The organism is Streptomyces sp. NPDC030143 (assembly GCF_055573695.1).
The window spans coordinates 262,511-285,011 of the sequence record NZ_JBVIAY010000008.1; the positions used below are offsets into that span (position 1 = coordinate 262,511).

Sequence of the window (22,501 nt, forward strand, 5' to 3'; positions counted from 1 at the left end):
GCCTCAGGCCCTCACAGTGCAGGGACCCCTCAGAGCTCCTTGCCCGTGGCCGGGCCGACGATGAGTCCGTCCCCGAAGGTGTCCACCCGGACCGTGTCGCCGTCCTTGACATCGCCGGCCAGAATCTCCTTGGCGAGGCGGTCGCCGATGGAGGTCTGCACCAGGCGGCGCAGCGGCCGGGCGCCGTACGCCGGGTCGTTGCCCTCGTCGGCGAGCCAGGCCAGGGCCGCGTCGGTGATCTCCAGGGTGAGGCGCCGCTCGGCGAGCCGCTTGGCGAGGCGGTCGATCTGGAGGCGCGCGATGCGGCCCAGCTCGTCCTTGCCGAGCGCCGAGAAGACCACCAGGTCGTCGAGGCGGTTGAGGAACTCGGGCTTGAAGGACGTCCGGACCACCTCCAGGACCTGCTCCTTCTTCTCCTCCTCGGTGGAGACCGGATCGACCAGGAACTGGCTGCCCAGGTTGGAGGTCAGGACCAGGATCGTGTTGCGGAAGTCGACCGTGCGGCCCTGGCCGTCGGTGAGCCGGCCGTCGTCGAGGACCTGGAGCAGGACGTCGAAGACCTCGGGGTGGGCCTTCTCGACCTCGTCCAGGAGGACGACGCTGTACGGGCGCCTGCGCACCGCCTCCGTGAGCTGGCCGCCCTCCTCGTAGCCGACGTACCCGGGCGGGGCGCCGACCAGCCGGGCCACGCTGTGCTTCTCGCCGTACTCCGACATGTCGATGCGGACCATGGCCCGCTCGTCGTCGAAGAGGAAGTCGGCGAGCGCCTTGGCCAGTTCGGTCTTGCCGACGCCCGTCGGGCCGAGGAAGAGGAACGACCCGGTGGGACGGTCGGGGTCGGCGATACCGGCGCGGGAGCGGCGTACCGCGTCGCTCACCGCGCGGACGGCCTCCGTCTGGCCGATGAGGCGCCTGCCGATCTCGTCCTCCATGCGCAGCAGCTTCTGCGTCTCGCCCTCCAGCAGGCGGCCGGCGGGGATGCCGGTCCAGGAGGCGACGACGTCGGCGATGTCGTCCGAGCCGACCTCCTCCTTGACCATGGTGTCCTTCGCGGCCTCCTCCTCGGCGGCGGACGCGGCCTCCAGGTCGCGCTCCAGGGCCGGGATCTCGCCGTACAGCAGCTTGCTGGCGGTGTCGAAGTCGCCGTCGCGCTGGGCGCGTTCGGCCTGGCCGCGCAGGTCGTCGAGCTTCTCCTTGAGTTCACCGACGCGGTTGAGGGACTGCTTCTCCTTCTCCCAGCGGGCGTTGAGGCCGCGCAGCTCCTCCTCCTTGTCGGCGAGGTCGCGGCGCAGCTTCTCCAGCCGCTCGCGGGAGGCCGGGTCGGTCTCCTTGGCGAGCGCCAGCTCCTCCATCCTCAACCGGTCGACGGCGCGCTGGAGTTCGTCGATCTCCACGGGGGACGAGTCGATCTCCATGCGCAGCCGGGAGGCGGCCTCGTCGACGAGGTCGATGGCCTTGTCGGGCAGGAAGCGGGAGGTGATGTAGCGGTCGGAGAGGGTGGCCGCCGCGACCAGCGCGCTGTCGGCGATCTGCACCTTGTGGTGTGCCTCGTAGCGGCCCTTGAGGCCGCGCAGGATCGCGATGCTGTCCTCGACGGTCGGTTCGGCGACCAGCACCTGCTGGAAGCGGCGCTCCAGCGCCGGGTCCTTCTCGATCCGCTCGCGGTACTCGTCGAGCGTGGTGGCGCCGACCATGCGCAGCTCACCCCGCGCGAGCATCGGCTTGAGCATGTTGCCGGCGTCCATGGCCGAGTCGCCGCCGGCGCCCGCGCCGACGACCGTGTGCAGCTCGTCGATGAAGGTGATGATCTGCCCGTCGGAGTTCTTGATCTCGGCGAGGACGGTCTTCAGCCGCTCCTCGAACTCGCCCCGGTACTTCGCGCCCGCGACCATCGCGCCCAGGTCGAGCGCGACGAGCCGCTTGTCCTTCAGCGACTCGGGCACGTCGCCCTTGACGATCCGCTGGGCGAGGCCCTCCACGACGGCGGTCTTGCCGACGCCGGGCTCGCCGATGAGGACCGGGTTGTTCTTGGTGCGGCGGGACAGCACCTGCACGACCCGCCGGATCTCCTGGTCGCGCCCGATGACGGGGTCGAGCTTGCCCTCCCGCGCCGCGGCGGTGAAGTCCGTGCCGAACTTCTCCAGCGCCTTGTACTGGCCCTCGGGGTCGGCCGTGGTCACCCGGCGGCCGCCGCGGGCCTTGCGGAAGGCCTCCACCAGCTTCTTCGCGCTCGCCCCCTGCCGGGTGAGCACTTCGCCGGCCTGGCCGCCCTTGGCCGCGATGCCGATGAGCAGGTGCTCGGTGGACAGGTACTCGTCGCCGAGGTCCCTGGCCCGCGCCTGCGCGTCGGCGATCACGGCGAGCAGCTCGCGGTTGGGCTGCGGCGGCGCGACGGTGGACCCGGCCACACTGGGAAGCGACCCGAGCGCCTTCTCCGCGCCGGCCCGCACGGCGGCCTGGTCGGCCTCGACGGCGGCGAGCAGGTCCGTGATGTTCTCGTTCTCCTGCCCCTGGAGCAGCGCGAGGAGCAGGTGGGCCGGGGTGAGGTCGGGGTGCCCCTCGGACACCGCGCGGTTGCCGGCGCTCTGGATCGCTTCCCGGCTCCGGTTGGTCAGCTCTGCGTCCACGTTCGCTGTCTCCTCCTCGCTTCAGCCATCAGCACTGACTCGCACAACGTACACAAAGTTGAGTCTATTCCACTCAAGGGCCTCGCGGGGTCCTGGGCGGCCGCATTCTGTTCGGTTCCGTTAGGTTGCGCACCATGGCCGGATACCCGCAGAACCCGGGCGCCCCCGACGCGCCGTACCTCGCCTTCTGGCGGGAACGACACCTGTGCACCCTGACGACACCCCGCCCGGACGGCAGCCCGCACGTGGTGCCGGTCGGAGTGACGTACGACCCGCGGGAACGGCTGGCCCGGGTGATCGCGGACCGGGCGAGCAGGAAGGTGCGCAACGTGCTGGCGGCGGGCGCGGCGGGGGCCCGGGTGGCCGTGTGCCAGGTGGACGGACGGCGCTGGGCCACGCTGGAGGGACGGGCCGTCGTCCGGGCGGAGCCCGACCGGGTCGCGGAGGCGGAGCGCCGTTACGCGGAGCGCTACGGCCACCCTCCGCGCCCCAACCCGACGCGGGTGGTGATCGAGATCACACTGACACGGGCGATGGGCAAGGGGTGACCGGATCCACACCGACCGCTTCCAGCCAGCGCGCACGCGCGCGCGAGAGTGCCGGTAGCCGGAAATGTCGCCACAAACTGCAGCGGCGTCACCGTGTTCAGGTCACGGTGACGCCGCTGCGGGGGGAAGCACCTGAGCGATCTGTTACGACGGGGGAATCGCGTCAGGCACTGCGGGGGGTGGCTGAAATGGTCCTTGGAGCGGGCGTGCTCGTCGGCTCCTCCAGACGGTGGTCGCGCTGGTCGAGGTTGACGAAGATCATTCCGTACCGGATGGCACAGCGGACCGGCTGCGGCGCCCCCCGAGGCCGCCGCAGACACCGGTACGCCCGCACGTCGTCGTCCTCGTCGCGCGTGACGACGACCGGCTCGCCGAACACGGTCACCATCAGCGAGTCACCGCTGTGGGGGATGGCGGTGACCAGGTCGATGAAGTGCCAGCCGGAGCGGTAGGCCGTGGCCATCTCGCGCCGGAAGGAACGGTCGTCGGGTGGGGTCGTCACGCCGGCACTCCGGATTCGTCCGCCGTGGAAGTCGGCACGCCCCGGGTGTCACCCTCGTCGGCGACCACGGACGGCCAGTGGCTGTCCGCCAGGACGACCGACGGCCAGTGACTGTCCGCCGTTACCCTGTCCTCCGCGTCGGAATGACCACTCAGCGCCCCGAGGACCGCAACGGCGGAGAGGGTGGCAACAAGCACCGAGCGAAGCATTCTGTGGCACATGGTCGGCTTCGTCCTCACTTGAAAGTCTCCTCTTCCCCCGTCGGATAAGACGATGGCTCATTCGGGCACGTCATGGCCACACGATCGATGCATCATGTTCCTGCATGTTCAGGACCCTGGGGGGTGGAGATTTCGTGGCAAATCGGACTAAGGTGACGCATCCCCATGCGGTGACCGAGCTGTGCGAGGAAGGTGGCCGACTTTACGCCAACGCCCTGCGAACGGGCCGCGTGGCCCGGGCGGACGTGGCGTCGGCACCCTGTCTCGTGGAGCTCGCCCTCCTCCTCCCCGACCCGGATGACGCGGACTGTCTGCGACCGGTTCCACCGAGCGTCGCCCTGGCACAGCGGCTGCACCCCATCGAGCTGGAGATCACGGAGCGGCGGCGGATGTCCGTCGAACTCGCGGACGCCTTCGAGCCGTTCCTCGCGCTGAGCGCCCAGTCGGCGAGCAACGACCACTCGATCACCGTGCTGGAGGGCGGCGCCCGCATCAACGCGGCCCTCAACCTGGCCACCTCCCTGTGCCGCACCGAGATGCTCACCATCCAGCCGAGCGACGACCGCTTCTCCGAGCACAGCCTCGTCCAGGGCCTGGAGCGCGACCGCCCGCTGATCGAACGTGGTGTGCGCATACGCACGCTGTATCAACACACGGCCCGCTACAGTCCGGAGAAACTGGGGTACGTGGCCCAGCTCGCCAACGGCAAGGCCGAGTACCGCACCATCGACGAGGTGGTGGAACGCCTCATCGTCTGCGACGAGAGCGTCGCCTTCATCCCCGCCCGCGACGACCAGCAGGTCGCCCTCGAACTGCGCCACCCCGGCCTGGTCCGCTACCTCATCAAGGTCTTCGAGTTCATGTGGGCCCGCGCGGTTCCGCTGAGCGCCGGCGCCCCCTACGAGACCGCCGCCGGCGGCATCACCGACATCCAGCACTCCATCGCCAAACTCCTCGTCGAGGGCCACGTCGACGAGGCCATCGCCCGCCGCCTCGGCATGAACGTCCGCACCTGCCGCGCCCACATCGCCAAGCTGGCCGCCCTCCTCGGCAGCGGCAGCCGCGCGCAACTGGGCTACCTCATCGCGGAGTCGGGGCTGCTCAGGCAGGAGTGACCGAGCCGCCTGCGCGCCCCTGCGCGGCGCCGCCCGCGGCCCCCGGCGCACCGACCGGACCGCCCGTCAGAGGTCGGTGCAGGCCCACCTGGGCGATGCGCACGCCCAGTTGGGTCCGGCTGGCCGCGCCGAGGGTCTCGCAGAGCCGGGCGATATGGGCCCGGCAGGTGCGGACGCTGATGCCGAGACGTTCGGCGATGACCGCGTCCTGGTGCCCCTCGGCCAGCAGCGCCGCGATCGACTGCTCCCGGTGCGAGACACCCTCGATCCGGGTCTTCGGGAGCGGCGCCGTCAGCGGGACGGCCAGGCGCCACAGGCGCTCGAAGACCGTCACCAGATAGGCCACCAGCGCCGGGTGGCGCAGCTCCAGGGCCATCGTGCGCTCGGTGTTGGCGGGGATGAAGGCCACCGTGCGGTCGAAGAGGATCAGACGGTCGATGACCTCGTCGAGGGTGCGCGCCTCGACCGCGTTCCCCATCAGCTCCAGGTAGTTGAGCAGGCCCTGTCCGTGCCGCGCCACGTGGTTGTACAGGTCCCGCATGCGCACGCCCCGCCCGCGCAGGGCGAGCGCCCGGTGCAGGCCCTCCGACAGTTCGTGCTCGCGCCGGATGCCGCCGGGCTGCACGGTCAGCACCTCGGTCGTGCACGCGTCCGTCGCCTCGTCCAGGGCGGCCTGGATGCGCAGGTCGCCGTCGAGGACGCGGATCGCCGCGCCCTCGCCGGGGCCGCCGGCCGGCGCCGGGCCGCCGAGACCGGCGTACCACTCGAAGGCCGCCACCGCCGAACCCATCCGCCGCTGGCTCGCGCTGACCTCGTCGTACAGCCCCCGCAACAGCCGGGTCATCACCTCCTGCGGGGAGGTCGGCACCAGCCAGTCCATGTCGTCGGGGTCCGGGTGCAGCAGCGCGAGCTCCAGCAGACAGGGAACCGGCTCGGCGTCCCGGCGCGACACCCGCCCCCGCCGCACGGCCCGCGAGTACACGCGGTCCCCGGCCTCGCACAGTCGGTCAGCGCCGTGTGGATGCTCCTGCGTCCCGCGCCCGGCCATCGCCCATCCCACCCCCGCTGTCGGCCTCTTCCGCAGCGCAACTATGCGCGGCCCCGGACCGGCTCCGCAACACGGCTCCCCCCGCCAGGACCCGGGAAAACCCCCCGTGCGCCCGGGTTCCTCCCGGGGCGAACGGGTGCGCGAAGGGCGCACGTGCGCGAAGACGACACGTGCGCCGCGGGCGCGGAAGGCGGGGGCGCGCGCCGGACGCGTGGGAAGGGGGCACGTGCGTCGTGTGCCCCCGGTGACCGCCTCGCGGGACTACTTCAGGCCGATGGCCCGGCAGGCGGCCTCGTACTTGGCGGTGCAGATGTCGGACACCTTGTAGATGCCGTCCGCGACGACGGTGTCCTTGATGTTCGTCTTCGTCATCGCGACCACGGGCACCAACTGGGCCGGAATGCCCTTGTTCGTGGGGCTGTCCACGCTGTCGCGGGTGAGGGCGTCGAACTGGATGTCCCGCCCCTGGACCTTGGCGACGGCCATCTCCGCGGCGGCCTCCGCCTCCTGCGGGTAGGGCTTGTACACGGTCATGTACTGCTCGCCGCTGACGATGCGCTGCACCGCCGACAGTTCCGCGTCCTGGCCGGTGATCGGCGGCAGGTCGCCGCTGTCGAAGCCCGCCGCCTTCAGGGCCTTGATGATGCCGCCGGCCATGGCGTCGTTGGCGGAGTAGACGGCGGAGAGGTTCTTCTTGCCGATCTTCTCGATCGCCTGGGTCATGTTGGCCTGGGCGACCTCCGGGCTCCAGGCCTTGGTGTCGAAGGACTCGGCGATCGTCACCTGACCGTTGAGCTCCTCCATGGCGCCCTGCTTGAACTGCGCGGCGTTCGGGTCGGTGGGCGAGCCGTTCATCATGACGATCTGGTCGCTGGTGTCGGCCGAGCCGAGCGCCTCCACGATGGAGCGGCCCTGCACCTGGCCGACGAGCTCGTTGTCGAAGGAGACGTACGCGTCGATCGGGCCCTGGGCCAGGCGGTCGTAGGCGATGACCGGGATGGCGGCGTCCTTGGCCTTCTGCACCATGGCCGCGATGGACTTCGAGTCGACCGCGTCGAGCAGGATGACGTCGACCTTGTCGTCGATCATCTTCTGCATCTGGGATGCCTGGACGTCCGCCTCGGAACCCGCGTTGGCGTACACCGTCCTGCCCTTGTTCTGGGTGAGGGAGCGGACCTTCGCCTGGATGATGGGGTAGTCGAACTCCTCGTACCGGGTGTTCGTCTTCTCCGGCATCAGCACGCCCACGGTGATGTCGCTGCCCTTGGTCGGGGTCGCGTCGCTGCCGTCCTCCGTCGCGCTCAGCATCCCGCATCCGGCGAGCGAGAGGGTCATCGTGGAGGCGACCACAGCTATGGCGATACGACGCATTCGGGAGCTCACTTCAGGTACGTTTCGGACATGGGTGCGACATGGTGACCCAGGTGTCTGAAAAGACAACGCGGCAGCGCCCGCCGACGTCAAGCGGAACTACTTAACGAAGTAACAACATCACGCTCCGCTCGACCTGTGAAGACGCATGGAGACGAAGCGGAACCCCTGCGAACACCGCCCTACGAACCCTTCACGCTACGGGCCCCCGAGAGCCCGCCGCACCACACGCTTCCGGCCACCCCGACGCCGGACCACCCCCGCTCCGGCCATCCCGACGCCGAACCGCACGCCCCCGGCCCCGGCGGACCGAGGGGCGACGGCCGGCCCCACCCGGCCGTCGACGCCTACGGGAGCCGGTGGAGGACGGCGGCCCAGTTGGTGCCGCTGCGGTAGTCGATCGCCACGAGACGCCCTCCCGTGCTCTTCGTCGTCACGGGACCAGGCGCAGGGTGGCGGTCCAGGAGGTGTGGTGCTTGATCTCCACGACCTGGTAGGTGTCGCCGCCCAGCTCGAAGGTCTCTCCTTCACCGAGCACGACCTCGCGGGACTCCCCGTCCTTCGGGATGAGGGACAATTGCACCTGGGCGGGACGCTCCTCGGTGGCCCGGCTGCTGCCCTTGCCACCGATCCTTCCGTTCCTGGCCCTGGCGACCGTGCCCCGGTTCACCCTTACTTCCTCGAATGCCACTCGCCTTCGTCCTCTCTAGAACAGGGTGGTGTAATCGCCTCGACTGCCACGGGCCTGGAACGCGTCCATGAAGTCCTCCTCGGCCAGCCCTTCGACATGGTCCGTGTTCCACGGGTTGCGCAGGTACACCTTGCCGCCCGCGTGCGTGGCCGACTCCAGCAGGCCGCGCACCGTCTGCGACTTGCCGCCACCGGTGGCCCCGCACACGAAGGTGTGCCGGTTGAGGGTGGAGCGGGACAGTTCGAGGTCGCCGACGGGACTGCGGTTGCGGTCGAGGACCGCGCCGAGCCGCACCGGTGGGGCCCCGGCCGGTGCCGGGCGGCCCGCGGTCTCCGGGGAGACGTCGAACTCGGGACGCAGCGCGAACCGCACCCCGGGTATCTCCTGCGCCGGCGGCCGGGCCAGCGCGGCCAGCAGGTCGGAGCCAGCGTGGACGGGGTATTTCTCGGGCGGTGGCAGCACGCCGCCGAGCGCGGTGGCCAGGTCCCCGACCCGCCCGGTCGGCCGGAGCGCGTACGGCAGTCCCTCCAGGTCCGCCGACGCGCACAGCAGCGCCGCGACCCGGGTCGCCTCCTCGGGCGTCCGGCCGCCCGCCAGCAGCCGGATCCGCCACAGGCCGGTGGCCGACGCCCTGGCCAGCTCCTTGTGCCGGCGCTCCAGACGGGCGGCGGCGAGGGCGTGGTCGGGCGAGCCGTCCGCGCGGGACTGCGCGCGACGGCGGTCGTCGGAGACCTGCCCGGTCAGCTCGTCGAGTTCGGCGGCCGGGACCGGTTCGGCGAACACCAGCCAGGCGAACGGTTCCTGCCACACGCCGAGCAGACAGTCCTCGAGGGCGGGCCGCTGCCGGGCGGCCGCGGAAGAGGCCGGGCCCGGGGCGTCGTCGACGAGCAGGCCGTCCGTCACGACCGCCACGGCGCTCCAGCAGGGGAAGGCGCCGAACAGGGCGGCCGCGGCTCCGGGCTCCTGCCGGGTGCCGCGTGCCCCGGCGGGCAGCCGCAGCAGGACGTCGGGCCCCGCGCCCTCCTGGGTGGGGCCGCCCAGCAGCGCGCCGCCGCCGACGACCACGTCCAGCGGCCGGTCCGCGGCGTGCCGTGCCCAGCCGACGAGCACGGCACCGCCGGCGGGGTCGTGGGGGTGGACGGCGTGGTGGGCGGAGACCAGGGCGGTTTCAACCCGCTGTCCACGGGACGGTCCGCCAACTCGGGCGGCAGCCACGGCGAGACGACCGGCACCTCCGACAGCCTCACCCACGGTACGAACGAGGCGGCGACCCGCACCACCGGCGACAGCGACAGCACCAGCCACGCCCTCGGCCGGCAGCGCGTCTACGAGTACGCCCTGGAACCCACCCAACTCCAGGCGCTCGCCGAGTTCGGCCTGCTGGTGGTGGAACGGGAGCCGACCGGCGCGGTGCGGGTGCACGCCGGCGACTGCAACCCGCACATCGTCCTCCAGGACGCCACGGAGCCGCCGACGGCTCCGCCCGCGGGCCCCGCGGCGGCTCCCGGGCCGCAGCAGGAGGTCCCCGCCCCGGAGCCCGCCCCCGCCCCGCGGCCCCTGCCGGCGCCTTCGCCCCAGCCGCACGCGCTCCCGCCCCGGCAGCCGGCGCCCCAACGGCAGAACCCGTGGCTCTCGGCCGTACCCCGGCCCGAACACCCCGACCAGGACGCCAGGTAGGGTCCGCCCGGTCGGATCGGCAGCAGGAGAACGGACATCATGCGCATCAAGCGAGCACTCACGGTGGGCGTCGCCGTCGTCGCGTTGGCGACGCTGACGGGGTGCGACGACGACACCGGCGGCAGCGGCACGGAGGGCGCCGACAAGGCCCTCGCCACGCCGGACTGGCTCCGCCCCACCGGATCGGCCGACGGCGCGGGCGGCAAGCCGTCCGACGGCGGCGGCAGCTCCGAGCAGGGCTTCGACGGCGCCCTGCCCGAGGCGGCGGACACCGCCACCCTCGCCCGGTACGTCGACCTCTACACCAGTTGCAAGGAGGTGGAGCCGGGCGACGCCTACGACAGGGGGCACGACGGCACGGCCGAGGCGTGGGGGACCGAGGAGGCGTCGGACCCGGCCTGGGGCATCGCGGAACGCGCCGTCTGCAAGGACTCCCGGCATCCCATCGCCCTGCTGACCGTGTCGGACATGAGGAAGTTCCAGACCGCGGCCAAGGCGAGCGGCGACAAGTTCGCCATCGGCGAGAACATCGCGGTCGTCCCGGTCGGCGACGACCAGGGGGAGGCGCTCTCCCACTCCGAGCTGGTCTTCTTCACCTGCGACCCGGACTTCTCCCCGCCGTCCGGCTACCGCACCGAGCCGGCTCTGGTCGACGGCTGCGTGCTGAGCGACTACTGGCCCCCCTGACGGGCGAGGGCGCGAGGACCCCTCAGCCCGCAGGGAGGCGAAAAGGCCCGGAGGAAAGGTTCCTCCGGGCCCTCGCGCACGCGTCTCGGGTTCCCTGCCCCAGGTATCGGGCTTCCCGGCCCCGGGGTCTCAGGCTTCCTGTCCCCAGGTCTCGGCTTCCCGGCCCCGGGAGGGTCTCAGGCTTCCTGTCCCGAGGTCTCGGGCTTCCCGCCCCGGCCTTCCGCGGTCGCTTCCACCTTCGCGCGGATCCGCTCGAAGGCCTCCGCGGCGGTCAGGTCCCTCAGGCCGTCCGCGAGCGAGACGTGGTCGGCGCAGAACCACACGGCGTTCTCCGGGTGGCCGACCCAGTCGTCCGGATACGTCCGCGTGGCGCGGAAGTACACCAGGGTGAAGTCCTCGAAGGCGAGATCACCACGCTGCATGGAGGCGTTGCACACGCCACAGTACGGCGGCATCATCCGCGGTACGTCCACCTCTCCTCGCCAGGGGAATGCACGGGTCGTCAGTCCGACGCCTGCTGCCGCTTCGGCCGCCACACCACCAGCGCGCTCGTCTGCTGGACCTCCTGGTAAGGGACCAGGTCCCGCCGGTAGGAGGCGTGGACGGCGGCCTCGCGCTGCTGCATCGCCGCCGCCGCGCCGTCCAGCGCGGCCTCCAGCTCCACGACGCGGGACTGGAGCGCGGCGACCTGGTTCTCCAGCTCGATGATCCGCTTGATACCGGCCAGGTTGATGCCCTCGTCCTGCGACAACTGCTGCACGGTGCGCAGCAGTTCGATGTCACGGGCCGAGTAGCGGCGGCCCCGGCCGGCGGTGCGGTCCGGGGAGACCAGGCCCAGACGGTCGTACTGGCGCAGCGTCTGCGGGTGAAGGCCGGAGAGCTGGGCCGCCACCGAGATGACGTAGACCGGGGTCTCCTCGGTCAGCTCATACGGGTTACGTCGACGGCCGTCCATCACTCTCATGCTCCCTTCGCGGCCTCGAACAGCTCCGCCCGCGGGTCCTCGTCCGCGGTCGCCTCGCGATACGCCTCCAGCGCGTCACGAGCCTTCCCCGGCAGGTCCTTCGGAACACTCACCTCGACGGTGACCAGGAGGTCGCCTCGGGTGCCGTCCTTGCGGACCGCTCCCTTGCCCCGCGCGCGCATGGTGCGCCCGTTGGGGGTGCCGGGCGGCAGCTTCAGCGTGAGCGCCGGGCCGCCGAGGGTGGGAACGCGGATCTCGCCGCCGAGCGCCGCCTCCGAGAACGTCACGGGCACCGTCACCGTCAGGTTGTCGTCCTTGCGGCCGAAGACCGGGTGGGCGCCGACGTGGACGACGACGTACAGGTCGCCGGCCGGGCCGCCGCGCTCGCCGGGTGCCCCCTTGCCGCGCAGCCGGATGCGCTGCCCGTCGGTGACGCCCGCCGGGATGCGCACCTGCATGGTGCGGGACGACTTGGCCCGGCCGCTGCCCTTGCAGTCCGGGCAGGGGTGCTCGGCGATCAGGCCGCGGCCCTTGCAGTCCGGGCAGGGGTCGGTCAGCGAGAAGCCGCCGCCCGAGCCGCGCGCCACCTGGCCGGTGCCGACGCAGGTCGGGCACACACGCGGTGTGCCGTTCTTGTCGCCGGTGCCGGAGCAGGCCTTGCACGGGGACTGCGAGGACATGCGCAGCGGTACCGTCGCGCCCTCGATGGCCTCCGTGAAGCTCAGCGTGACCTCGGACTCGATGTCCTGGCCGCGCCGGGGCTGGGTCCGGGTCGTGCCCGTGCCGCCGCGGTTGAACAGGCCCCCGAAGACGTCACCGAGTCCGCCGCCGAAGCCGCCGGCTCCCCCGCCGCCCTGGGCGCCGCCTCCGAAGAGGTCGCCCAGGTCGAAGTTGAAGGAGCCGCCGCCCGCGCCCGGCCCCGGGCGGAAGCCGCCGTTGCCGAAGAGGGTGCGTGCCTCGTCGTACTCCTTGCGCTTCTTGGGGTCGCCGAGGACGTCGTTCGCCTCGGAGATCTCCTTGAAGCGTTCCTCGGCCTTGGTGTTGCCCTTGTTGGCGTCCGGGTGGAACTCGCGGGCGAGCTTGCGGTACGCCTTCTTGATCTCGGCCTCGGTGGCGTCCTTGGGGACGCCGAGGACCTTGTAGTAGTCCTTCTCGATGAAGTCCTTGGTGCTCATCCTCGACGTCCCTCCTCTCTTCTCAGTTCAACGTCAGCCCTCGTCCGGGCCACCGCTCTCCTTGTCGTCGGCCTGCTCGGCGTCCTCCGCCTTGACCGTCTGGGCGCCGGGCTGGGGCTCGGCGACGGCCACCCGCGCGGGGCGGATGGTGCGCTCGCCGATCCGGTACCCGGGCTGCAGGATCGCCACGCACGTCGTCTCGGTGACGTCCGGCGCGTAACTGTGCATCAGGGCCTCGTGGATCGTCGGGTCGAAGGGCTCGCCCTCCTTGCCGAACTGCTGGAGGCCCATCTTGGCCGCGACGGTCTCCAGCGACTCGGCGACGGACTTGAAACCGCCGACGAGCTCGCCGTGTTCGCGCGCGCGGCCGATGTCGTCGAGGACGGGCAGGAGCTCGGTCAGGAGGTTCGCGATGGCGATCTCCTTGACCGCGATCCGGTCGCGCTCGACCCGGCGGCGGTAGTTCTGGTACTCGGCCTGGACCCGCTGGAGGTCCGCGGTGCGCTCGCCGAGCGCGGTGCGCACCTGGTCCAGCTGGGCCACCAGCCCGGCTGTCTGGTTCGCGTCCCCGGCCGGGGCCGACTCCTCCGCCGCGGCGGAGGAGTCGGCCTTCGGCTCGGCGTCGTCGGGGGTGGCGCCGGAGGGGACGTCGGGCTTCTCCTCGAAGCCCGGGGTCTCCTCCGTCACGCGGCACCGTCCTTGCGCTCGTCGTCCACGATCTCGGCGTCGACGACGTCGTCGTCGGCGGCCTTGGCACCGCCGGCGGTGGCGCCCTCGGGACCGCCCGCGGCCTGCGCGTCGGCGTACATGGCCTGGCCGAGCTTCTGCGACACGGCCGCGACCTTCTCGGTGGCGGTGCGGATCTCGGCGGTGTCCTCGCCCTTGAGCTTCTCCTTCAGCTCGGCGACGGCGGACTCGACCTCGGTCTTGATCTCGCCCGGGACCTTGTCCTCGTTGTCCTTGAGGAACTTCTCGGTCTGGTAGACGAGCTGCTCGCCCTGGTTGCGGGCCTCGGCGGCCTCGCGGCGGCGGTGGTCCTCCTCCGCGTACTGCTCGGCCTCCTGGCGCATGCGGTCGACCTCGTCCTTCGGCAGCGAGGAGCCGCCGGTGACGGTCATCTTCTGCTCCTTGCCCGTGCCCAGGTCCTTCGCGGTCACGTGCATGATGCCGTTGGCGTCGATGTCGAAGGAGACCTCGATCTGCGGGACGCCGCGGGGCGCCGGCGGCAGACCGGTCAGCTCGAACATCCCGAGCTTCTTGTTGTACGCCGCGATCTCGCGCTCGCCCTGGTAGACCTGGATCTGCACGGACGGCTGGTTGTCCTCGGCCGTCGTGAAGATCTCGGAGCGCTTGGTCGGGATCGTGGTGTTGCGCTCGATCAGCTTGGTCATGATGCCGCCCTTGGTCTCGATGCCGAGGGACAGCGGGGTCACGTCGAGGAGCAGGACGTCCTTGACCTCACCCTTGAGGACACCGGCCTGGAGCGAGGCGCCGATGGCGACGACCTCGTCCGGGTTGACGCCCTTGTTGGCCTCCTTGCCGCCGGTCAGCTCGCGCACGAGCTCGGCGACGGCGGGCATGCGGGTGGAACCGCCGACGAGGACGACGTGGTCGATCTCGTTGATGGAGATGCCGGCGTCCTTGATGACGTTGTGGAACGGCGTCTTGCAGCGCTCCAGCAGGTCGGCGGTCAGCTGCTGGAACTGGGCGCGGGTGAGCTTCTCGTCCAGGTGCAGCGGGCCCTCGGCGGACGCGGTGATGTAGGGCAGGTTGATCGAGGTCTCGGTGGACGAGGACAGCTCGATCTTCGCCTTCTCGGCGGCCTCGCGCAGGCGCTGGAGCGCCATCTTGTCCTTGCCGAGGTCCACGCCGTGGCCACTGGCGAACTGCTTGACCAGGTAGTCGACGACGCGCTGGTCCCAGTCGTCACCACCGAGGTGGTTGTCACCGTTGGTGGCCTTCACCTCGACGACGCCGTCGCCGATCTCCAGCAGGGACACGTCGAAGGTGCCGCCGCCGAGGTCGAAGACGAGGATCGTCTGGTCGTCCTTGTCGAGGCCGTAGGCGAGCGCCGCCGCGGTGGGCTCGTTGACGATGCGCAGGACGTTCAGACCGGCGATCTCGCCGGCCTCCTTCGTCGCCTGGCGCTCGGAGTCGTTGAAGTAGGCCGGGACGGTGATGACCGCGTCGGTCACCTTCTCGCCCAGGTAGGCCTCGGCGTCCCGCTTCAGCTTCTGCAGGATGAACGCGGAGATCTGCTGCGGGTTGAAGGGCTTCCCGTCGAGCTCGATCTTCCAGTCGGTGCCCATGTGACGCTTCACCGAGCGGATGGTCCGGTCCACGTTGGTGACCGCCTGGCGCTTGGCGACCTCGCCGACCAGCACCTCGCCGTTCTTGGCGAAGGCGACGACGGACGGCGTGGTCCGGGCACCCTCGGCGTTGGTGATGACGGTGGGCTCGCCGCCCTCCAGAACGCTGACGACGGAGTTAGTCGTGCCCAGGTCGATGCCGACCGCACGTGCCATGGTGATCTTCCTCCAGCTGACTTGAGTGGAACGGACTCAAGTGTGCACGACGACCACCGCCCGGTCAACAGACCTGAGTCGAGCGGACTCAACTCTTATCCGTTCCTTACACGCAAGGATCCCCCGACCTCTGGCTTGACCTGCGGTTCGACCGGTGCGGACGCCATACGCCGGACCGCTCGCGCGGGTGACTCGGCCGACCTCCGAGGGGGGCGCACCGAGGACACGGCTTGACGCCGGGACCCCGCACCGCCCTGCCGCCGCGCCCCGTGCACCGGGACCCGCAGCAGACCGAGGGCGACGACCGCCACCACCCCCGCGACCCAGAGCGCGGCCCGCCCTCCCGTCCAGCCGACGTGCACCAGGACCCCCACGAGTACCCCGGCGAACGCCGCCACACCGACGAGCACCACCGCGCCCCGCGCGGTGAGGCCGAGCCGCCGCAGCCGGTGGACGAGGTGGTCCGGGGCGCCGCGCAGCAGCGGCCGTCCGGCCAGACGCCGTCCGGCCAGGACGAGGACGGCGTCGAGGACGGCCACCGCCGTCAGCGCGAACAGCACCCCCGATCCGACCGCCGGGTCCTGCCCCCCGCGCGCGGTGACGGCCGCCGCCGCGAGCAGGAAACCGGCGAACAGCGAGCCGCACCCGCCGAGCGCCACGCGCGCGGGAGGCCAGTTGTGCATGAGGAACCCGGTCAGCGCGGCGGCCAGCACGCTCAGCAGCACCGCGAGCCCGTCCATCACCTCGGCCGCCGCGCAGGCACCCACACCGAAGGCGGTGACGACCCCGACCGTGCCGGCCACGCCGTCCGCGTGGTCGAGGGCCCGGAAGGCGAGCGCGACCAGGACGATCCAGGCGACGGCCAGCACCCCCACGACCGGGCCGGTGTCGTCGAACGGCACCACGAAGGCCGACGCGAGCGCCGTGCCGAAGGCCGGGATGCGGACGTTCAGCCGGCAGACGTCCGCGAGCAGCCCGAGCAGGGCGACCCCGGCGGCGGCCCCGAGCAGCACCCCCATGCCGTGGCCGAGCGGGGCGATCCCGGTCCGGTCGCCGGTGCCCGCGACGAGACAGGTGGCGAGGACGACGGCGACGCCCCCGGACAGCGGCACGCGACGCTGCCGCTGGCGTCGGTCGAGCAGCCCGAGGCGCAGGGCGGGCCCGCGCAGGACTGCGGCGAGGAGGGCGGTGAGGAGCAGGGCGGAGGTGGCGGCGACGATCCCGTAGAGCACGGATATAAATTAGCCTCAAATGTACCAATTTGGTACGAGTAACACGATCAGATCGCCGCCGCGTTCCGGACGGTGCGCGAAGGCGACCCCCGGAGGGGTCGGGAGAGCCGTCCGGAGAGCCGTTCGGAGGCGCCTCCCGGGGCGCACCCAGGACGAGCACTCCGGGGTGCACCCGGAGGAGCACCCGGACGTGCGCGCCGAGGACGCCCCGAGGGCACTCCGAGGCACGTCCCGAGGAGTGCGGAGGGGCATTCCGCGGGGTATCCGGAGGCGCGTCGCGGGGCGCGTCCTGAGGCAACCCTCAGCGACGCAGATCACCGCACGCCCGGCTACAGTGCGGCGGAGGATAGGGGTAGTCTCAGACGGACTGCATAAGCTACCGCTCAGTAATGTCGAAACCCTCACCTCGCAGGCCCGAGGAGCCCCCATGCAACTCGCCGCGATCATCGTGTCGCTGGTCCTGACCGTGGTCGGCGTTGCGCTGCTCGCACGCGCGATCGGCCAGTTCGTCCGGTACTTCAAGCTGGGCCAGCCGGTGCCGGCCGGCAGCCGGACGGACAACCCCTACGCGCGCAGCGTGACCCTGGTCAGGGAGTTCCTCGGCCACACGCGGATGAACCGCTGGGGCATCGTGGGCTTCGCCCACTGGTTCGTCGCCGTCGGCTTCCTCACCCTGCCGCCGACCCTGGCCCAGGCCTTCGGGCAGCTCTTCGAAGCCGACTGGACGCTGCCGGTCATCGGCGGGTTCCTGCCGTTCGAGCTGTACATCGAGTTCATCGGCGTGATGACGATCCTCGGCATCGCCGTGCTCATCGTGATCCGCCTGCTCAACCTGCCGTCGCGCCCGGGCCGCAAGTCCCGCTTCGCGGGCTCCAAGGCCGGCCAGGCCTACTTCGTCGAGTACGTCATCCTCACCATCGGCCTCGCCATCTACGTGCTGCGGGGCCTCGAGGGCGCCATCCACCACGTGGAGCACTACGAGGCCGCGTACTTCGCCTCGTACCCCCTGGTCCTGGCGTTCAAGGGACTGAGCGTCGGCGCCCTGCAGAACCTGATCTACCTCACCGCGATGGTGAAGATCAGCACCTCGTTCATCTGGATGATCGTCGTCTCGCTCAACACCAACATGGGCGTGGCCTGGCACCGCTTCCTCGCCTTCCCGAACATCTGGTTCAAGCGCGAGGCGACCGGCGGGACGGCCCTGGGCGGCCTCCAGCCGATGACCTCCGGCGGCAAACCGATCGACTTCACCGACCCCGGTGACGACGACGTCTTCGGCGTCTCCCAGGTCGAGCAGTTCTCCTGGAAGGGCCTGCTGGACTTCTCCACCTGCACCGAGTGCGGCCGCTGCCAGTCGCAGTGCCCCGCCTGGAACACCGGCAAGCCGCTCTCGCCGAAGCTGCTGATCATGTCGCTGCGCGACCACGCGCACGCCAAGGCCCCGTACCTCCTCGCCGGTGGCGGCAAGACCATGGAGGGCGAGGAGAAGGCGTCCGAGGAGCAGCTGAAGGACGTGCCCGCCGCCGCGCTCGCCGAGGCCGAGCGCCCGCTGGTCGGCACCGCCGAGGAGAACGGCGTCATCGACCCGGACGTCCTGTGGTCCTGCACCACCTGCGGCGCCTGCGTCGAGCAGTGCCCCGTCGACATCGAGCACGTCGACCACATCGTCGACATGCGTCGCTACCAGGTGATGATCGAGAGCGCGTTCCCGTCCGAGGCGGGCACGATGCTCAAGAACCTGGAGAAGAAGGGCAACCCCTGGGGCCTGGCGAAGAAGCAGCGCCTCGAGTGGACCAAGGAGGTCGACTTCGAGGTCCCGGTCGTCGGCAAGGACCTCGAGGACCTGTCCGAGGTCGAGTACCTGTACTGGGTCGGCTGCGCCGGCGCCCTGGAGGACCGCGCCAAGAAGACCACCAAGGCCTTCGCGGAGCTGCTGCACATCGCCGGCGTGAAGTTCGCGATCATGGGCGGCGACGAGAAGTGCACCGGTGACTCCGCCCGCCGCCTCGGCAACGAGCCCCTGTTCCAGGAGCTCGGCATGGAGAACGTGGCGGCGCTGAACATGGCGTTCGGCGAGGACGACGAGGACGAGTCGACCAGGAAGCCGAAGTCGGCGAAGAAGATCGTCGCCACCTGCCCGCACTGCCTCAACACCCTCGGCAACGAGTACCCGCAGCTCGGCGGCGACTACGAGGTCATCCACCACACCCAGTTGCTCCAGCACCTGGTGGACGAGGGCAAGCTGATCCCGGTGACCCCGGTCGAGGGCATCATCACCTACCACGACCCGTGCTACCTGGGCCGCCACAACAAGATCTACACGCCGCCGCGCGAGATCATCGCCAACGTCCCCGGCCTGCGCAACGAGGAGATGCACCGTCACAAGGAGCGCGGCTTCTGCTGCGGCGCCGGCGGTGCGCGCATGTGGATGGAGGAGCGGATCGGCAAGCGCATCAACAACGAGCGCGTCGACGAGGCCCTGTCGCTGAACCCGGACATCGTCTCGACGGCCTGCCCCTTCTGCCTGGTCATGCTGACGGACTCCGTGAACGGCAAGAAGAACGACGGCAAGGCCAAGGAGTCCATCCAGGTCGTCGACGTCGCCCAGCTTCTCCTGGAGTCGGTCAAGACGCCGGTCGACGACGAGCCCCCGGCGGGCACGTCGGAGACGGAGGACGAACCGGAGCCGCAGCCGGTCAAGTGACCGGCACCGTCGGTGCGTTGCGACGCCCCCCGTCCTGTGCGGACGGGGGGCGTCGCCGTCGGGCCTGCGGGCCGGTCGTCAGCGGCAGCGGGGCGCGGTGCGGCAGCCGTCCCGCGCAGGTTGTAGGGGGTCCCTCAAGGGTCGTACGGGTCTGCCCTTAAGGGATGTCACAGGTCGGCCGCAAAGCCGCTCCCGGAGGGCGAGGTCCGGCACGCGGCTCACCGGGACCAGGTACGTTCGATGACGTGGCTGGATTCAGGATCGGACGCGGCGGCCGGGACGGCCGCGGCCCGCAAGCGCGACCTCAAAACCCTCCGTACGGGCAGCAGGCGCCCCAGGGGCCGTCGTACGGCTACCCGCCGCCGCCCCAGCAGCCCGCGCGGCCGCAGTACCGCGGCGGCGGGCAGCCGCCGTACGGCGGTGGCGGCACAGGCGGCCGGGGCGGACCGGGGCCGTGGCCCTCGCCGAACAGCGGCGGCCACGGCGGTCAGGGCGGCGGTGAGCCCGAGTACTTCGGCGGCGACCCCTACGGCGCCCCCGGTGACCCGGGCGCCCCGCACGACCCGTACGCGGCCAACAACCCGGGGCACACGCAGGCCTTCTCGATCGACGACCACCAGCAGTACAACCAGGGTGGGACCTACCACGCCGGCTCCGGGGCGCCGTCGGCCCCGGTCGGCCCGCGCCTGCACTGGAAGGCGCTGCTGAAGGGCGTCGTGACCGCCCCCGCCCCGACCTTCCTGCAGATGCGGGACTACACGATGTGGGGCCCCGCCCTCGTCGTCACCTTCCTCTACGGACTGCTCGCCGTCTTCGGTTTCGACGGCGCCCGCGAGGACGCGATCAACGCCACGCTCTCCAACGCGATCCCGATCGTCCTGACGACGGCCGTCGCGATGGTGCTGAGCGCGTTCGTGCTGGGCGTGGTCACCCACACGCTGGCCCGTCAGCTCGGCGGCGACGGCGCCTGGCAGCCCACGGTCGGACTGTCGATGCTGATCACGTCCCTCACCGACGCCCCGCGTCTGGTCGTCGCGATGTTCCTCGGCGGCGACGCGTCGTTCGTGCAGGTGCTGGGCTGGGGCACCTGGATCGCGGCCGGCGCGCTGCTCACCCTGATGGTCAGCCGCTCCCACGACCTGCCGTGGCCGAAGGCGCTGGGCGCGTCGGCGATCCAACTGGTCGCCCTGCTGTCGATCGTGAAGCTGGGCACGTTCTGATCCACAGGGTGTGGAGAAGAGGGGCTCCCCGGACACCCGGGGAGCCCCTTCTGTCGTCCCTGCCGTCCCTGCCGTCCCAGTTGCTTTTGTGTCACCCCTGTCACCCCTGTCGTCGCGGTGGGCGGCGTCCCGGGGTCCGGCATCCCTGCCTCCGGCTTCGGGCGTCCGGCGTCAGTGCCCGGCGGGCGGCGGGCGGCGGGCGGCGGGCGGCGCACACGAACAGGGCGGCGTACATCGACGAGGTGTCGGGGTACGCCGCCCTGGGGCGGGACGGGGTGCGGGAGGGGGCCCGCGTGGTCATGCCGGTTACTTCGAGTCGTCGTTGAACTTCGAGGTGGACCAGCGGTAGCCGAGGGCCGCGAGGCCCAGGCACCAGAGGACGGCGAGCCATCCGTTGTGGCCGATCTCGGTGCCGAGGAGCAGGCCGCGCAGGGTCTCGATGGCCGGGGTGAAGGGCTGGTACTCGGCGATCGGCTGGAACCAGCCCGGCATGGCGTCGAGGGGGACGAAGGCGCTGGACAGCAGCGGCAGCAGGATCAGGGGCATCGCGTTGTTGCTGGCGGCCTCGGCGTTCGGGCTGATCAGGCCCATGCCGACCGCTATCCAGGTGAGCGCCGTGGCGAAGAGCACGAGCAGCCCGAACGCGGCGAGCCACTCCCAGGCCGTGGCGTCGGTGGAGCGGAAGCCGATGACCACGGCGACGGCGCCGACGAGCACCACGCTCATCACGCACTGCAGCACACTGCCGACGACGTGCCCGACGAGCACCGACCCGCGGTGGATGGCCATCGTGCGGAAGCGGGCGATGATGCCCTCGGTCATGTCGTTGGAGACGGAGACCGCGGTGCCGATCGTGGTGCTGCCGATGGTCATCAGCAGCAGGCCCGGGACGAGGTAGGCGATGTACTCCGACCGGTCGGCCCCGCCGCCGCCGATGCCCGCGCTCATGGTGCCGCCGAAGATGTAGACGAAGAGCAGCAGCAGCATGATCGGGGTGAGCAGCAGGTTCAGGGTGAGGGACGGGTAGCGCCGGGCGTGCAGGAGGTTGCGGCGCAGCATCGTGGCGGAGTCGCGCGCCGCGAGGGAGAGGGAGCTCATCGGGCGGTCTCCTTCGACTGGTGGGACTGGTTCGGCTGGTGGGGCTCGTTCGGCTGGTGGGGCTCGTTCGGCTGGTGGGGCCGGTTCGCCGGGTCGGGCTGGTGGGGAAGGCGGGTGGCGCCGCCGGTCAGGGCGAAGAAGACGTCGTCGAGGTCGGGGGTGTGCACCGTCAGCTCGTCGGCCTCGACGCCGGCCGAGTCCAGCCGGTCGAGGAGCAGGCGCAGGTCGCGCTGGCTGCCGTCGTTGGGGATCTGCAGGGCGAGCAGGTCGTCGTGGCGGGAGGCCTCGCCCAGGGCCGAGGCCGCGGACCGGTAGGCGGCCGGGTCGGTGAAGCGCAGGCGGACGTGTCCGCCGGGGACGATCCGCTTGAGCTCCTCGGCGGTGCCCTCGGCGGCGATCCTGCCGCCGTCGAGCACGGCGATGCGGTCGGCGAGTTCGTCGGCCTCCTCCAGGTACTGGGTGGTGAGGAAGACAGTGACGCCGTCCGTGACCAGCTCGCGGATGATCTGCCACATGGTGTGCCGCGAGCGCGGGTCCAGGCCGGTGGTCGGCTCGTCGAGGAAGATGATCCGCGGGCCGCCGACCAGGGTCATGGCGATGTCCAGGCGGCGCTTCATGCCGCCGGAGTAGGTGGAGGCGGGCTTCGAGGCGGCCTCGGTGAGGTCGAAGCGCTGAAGCAGCTCGGCGGTCACCCGCCGTCCCTCCCGCCTGGAGAGGTGGTGCAGGTCCGCCATGAGCAGCATGTTCTCCTCACCGGTGATCAGGCCGTCCACGGCGGAGAACTGCCCGGTGACACCGATCGTGGCCCGCACGGCCTGCGGATCGGCGGCGAGGTCGTGGCCGCCGACGCGGAGGGGGCCGCTGCCGGGGCCGGGGGAGACGAGGGTGGAGAGGATCTTGACGACGGTGGTCTTGCCGGCGCCGTTCGGGCCGAGCAGGGAGAAGATCGTTCCTTCCGGGACGGCCAGGTCGACACCGTCCAGGACGGTCTTGTCGCCGTAGGACTTGCGCAGTCCGTTCGCCGCGATGGCCAGGTCGGTCATGAGGGGTGCTCCTTTACCTGTGGTGGGCGTCCAGAGCTCCGAACAAAAGGCGA

At 71.2% G+C, this 22,501-nt stretch carries 20 protein-coding genes; 6 read left to right on the forward strand and 14 right to left on the reverse strand.

The genetic code is table 11. The features are described 5' to 3' along the window. Window positions 1-29: 29 nt before the first annotated feature. Complete coding sequence (gene clpB, locus ACZ4YY_RS17140) at window positions 30-2,627, reverse strand: ATP-dependent chaperone ClpB (RefSeq protein ID WP_468290080.1); 2,598 nt, start codon at window positions 2,625-2,627, stop codon at window positions 30-32. A gap of 134 nt (window positions 2,628-2,761) precedes the next feature. On the opposite strand from clpB, the gene ACZ4YY_RS17145 reads away from it, so the two are divergent. Continuing rightward, window positions 2,762-3,175 (forward strand): TIGR03618 family F420-dependent PPOX class oxidoreductase, encoded by a 414-nt coding sequence (locus ACZ4YY_RS17145; protein WP_468290082.1) that lies wholly within the window; start codon window positions 2,762-2,764, stop codon window positions 3,173-3,175. A 163-nt stretch (window positions 3,176-3,338) separates the two neighbouring features. Here ACZ4YY_RS17145 and ACZ4YY_RS17150 read toward each other — a convergent pair whose 3' ends face one another. After that, entirely contained in the window at window positions 3,339-3,677 is a 339-nt protein-coding gene (locus ACZ4YY_RS17150; RefSeq protein ID WP_468290085.1) for a hypothetical protein, read from the reverse strand. Between the two features lie 325 nt (window positions 3,678-4,002). Here ACZ4YY_RS17150 and ACZ4YY_RS17155 point away from each other — a divergent pair, with 325 nt between their 5' ends. After that, on the forward strand, window positions 4,003-5,013 hold the full coding sequence (locus ACZ4YY_RS17155; protein ID WP_468290087.1) for a helix-turn-helix transcriptional regulator: 1,011 nt from the start codon (window positions 4,003-4,005) through the stop codon (window positions 5,011-5,013). Here the strand turns inward: ACZ4YY_RS17155 and ACZ4YY_RS17160 are convergent. The 4 genes from ACZ4YY_RS17160 to ACZ4YY_RS17175 all read right to left on the reverse strand — a co-directional run bounded on the left by ACZ4YY_RS17160 (window position 5,000) and on the right by ACZ4YY_RS17175 (window position 9,233). Further along, entirely contained in the window at window positions 5,000-6,061 is a 1,062-nt protein-coding gene (locus ACZ4YY_RS17160) for a helix-turn-helix transcriptional regulator (protein WP_468290090.1), read from the reverse strand. The two genes, ACZ4YY_RS17155 and ACZ4YY_RS17160, sit on opposite strands and share 14 nt — an antisense overlap. 261 nt (window positions 6,062-6,322) lie before the next feature. Then, window positions 6,323-7,444 (reverse strand): sugar ABC transporter substrate-binding protein, encoded by a 1,122-nt coding sequence (locus ACZ4YY_RS17165; RefSeq protein WP_468290093.1) that lies wholly within the window; start codon window positions 7,442-7,444, stop codon window positions 6,323-6,325. A gap of 421 nt (window positions 7,445-7,865) precedes the next feature. Next, window positions 7,866-8,102: a DUF6406 domain-containing protein gene (locus ACZ4YY_RS17170; protein WP_468290096.1), complete on the reverse strand. Its 237-nt coding sequence runs from the start codon at window positions 8,100-8,102 to the stop codon at window positions 7,866-7,868. 36 nt (window positions 8,103-8,138) lie between these two features. Further along, window positions 8,139-9,233, reverse strand: a complete 1,095-nt coding sequence (locus ACZ4YY_RS17175; protein WP_468290099.1) for a hypothetical protein — start codon at window positions 9,231-9,233, stop codon at window positions 8,139-8,141. Here ACZ4YY_RS17175 and ACZ4YY_RS17180 point away from each other — a divergent pair. Then, window positions 9,210-9,800 (forward strand): hypothetical protein, encoded by a 591-nt coding sequence (locus ACZ4YY_RS17180; protein ID WP_468290102.1) that lies wholly within the window; start codon window positions 9,210-9,212, stop codon window positions 9,798-9,800. The two genes, ACZ4YY_RS17175 and ACZ4YY_RS17180, sit on opposite strands and share 24 nt — an antisense overlap. A gap of 39 nt (window positions 9,801-9,839) precedes the next feature. Beyond that, window positions 9,840-10,487: a hypothetical protein gene (locus ACZ4YY_RS17185; protein WP_468290104.1), complete on the forward strand. Its 648-nt coding sequence runs from the start codon at window positions 9,840-9,842 to the stop codon at window positions 10,485-10,487. Between the two features lie 176 nt (window positions 10,488-10,663). Here the strand turns inward: ACZ4YY_RS17185 and ACZ4YY_RS17190 are convergent, their stop codons facing one another. The 6 genes from ACZ4YY_RS17190 to ACZ4YY_RS17215 form a co-directional block, all read right to left on the reverse strand. Further along, window positions 10,664-10,909: a hypothetical protein gene (locus ACZ4YY_RS17190; RefSeq protein WP_468290106.1), complete on the reverse strand. Its 246-nt coding sequence runs from the start codon at window positions 10,907-10,909 to the stop codon at window positions 10,664-10,666. A gap of 80 nt (window positions 10,910-10,989) precedes the next feature. Then, window positions 10,990-11,442 carry a heat shock protein transcriptional repressor HspR gene (locus ACZ4YY_RS17195; RefSeq protein WP_391646192.1) on the reverse strand — a complete coding sequence of 151 codons (453 nt, stop codon included), beginning with the start codon at window positions 11,440-11,442 and terminating at the stop codon, window positions 10,990-10,992. Window positions 11,443-11,447: 5 nt separating this feature from the next. After that, the gene (gene dnaJ / locus ACZ4YY_RS17200) at window positions 11,448-12,626 is read right to left on the reverse strand and encodes a molecular chaperone DnaJ (RefSeq protein WP_468290110.1); all 1,179 of its coding nucleotides are present in this window, start codon (window positions 12,624-12,626) and stop codon (window positions 11,448-11,450) included. Between the two features lie 33 nt (window positions 12,627-12,659). After that, window positions 12,660-13,313 (reverse strand): nucleotide exchange factor GrpE, encoded by a 654-nt coding sequence (grpE, locus tag ACZ4YY_RS17205; RefSeq protein ID WP_468290113.1) that lies wholly within the window; start codon window positions 13,311-13,313, stop codon window positions 12,660-12,662. Beyond that, window positions 13,310-15,151, reverse strand: a complete 1,842-nt coding sequence (gene dnaK, locus ACZ4YY_RS17210; RefSeq protein WP_468290116.1) for a molecular chaperone DnaK — start codon at window positions 15,149-15,151, stop codon at window positions 13,310-13,312. The genes grpE and dnaK overlap by 4 nt, the downstream gene beginning before the upstream one ends. 95 nt (window positions 15,152-15,246) lie before the next feature. Then, entirely contained in the window at window positions 15,247-16,383 is a 1,137-nt protein-coding gene (locus tag ACZ4YY_RS17215) for an MraY family glycosyltransferase (RefSeq protein ID WP_468290119.1), read from the reverse strand. A 427-nt stretch (window positions 16,384-16,810) separates the two neighbouring features. On the opposite strand from ACZ4YY_RS17215, the gene ACZ4YY_RS17220 reads away from it, so the two are divergent. Continuing rightward, the gene (locus tag ACZ4YY_RS17220; RefSeq protein ID WP_468290122.1) at window positions 16,811-19,087 is read left to right on the forward strand and encodes a (Fe-S)-binding protein; all 2,277 of its coding nucleotides are present in this window, start codon (window positions 16,811-16,813) and stop codon (window positions 19,085-19,087) included. Between the two features lie 164 nt (window positions 19,088-19,251). After that, entirely contained in the window at window positions 19,252-20,307 is a 1,056-nt protein-coding gene (locus ACZ4YY_RS17225; protein ID WP_468290125.1) for a Yip1 family protein, read from the forward strand. A 306-nt stretch (window positions 20,308-20,613) separates the two neighbouring features. Here the strand turns inward: ACZ4YY_RS17225 and ACZ4YY_RS17230 are convergent, their stop codons facing one another. Both ACZ4YY_RS17230 and ACZ4YY_RS17235 read right to left on the reverse strand, forming a co-directional pair. Then, on the reverse strand, window positions 20,614-21,405 hold the full coding sequence (locus ACZ4YY_RS17230) for an ABC transporter permease (RefSeq protein ID WP_468290128.1): 792 nt from the start codon (window positions 21,403-21,405) through the stop codon (window positions 20,614-20,616). Beyond that, window positions 21,402-22,448, reverse strand: a complete 1,047-nt coding sequence (locus ACZ4YY_RS17235; protein WP_468290131.1) for an ATP-binding cassette domain-containing protein — start codon at window positions 22,446-22,448, stop codon at window positions 21,402-21,404. Before ACZ4YY_RS17235 ends, ACZ4YY_RS17230 begins: the two co-directional genes overlap by 4 nt. Window positions 22,449-22,501: the final 53 nt, after the last annotated feature.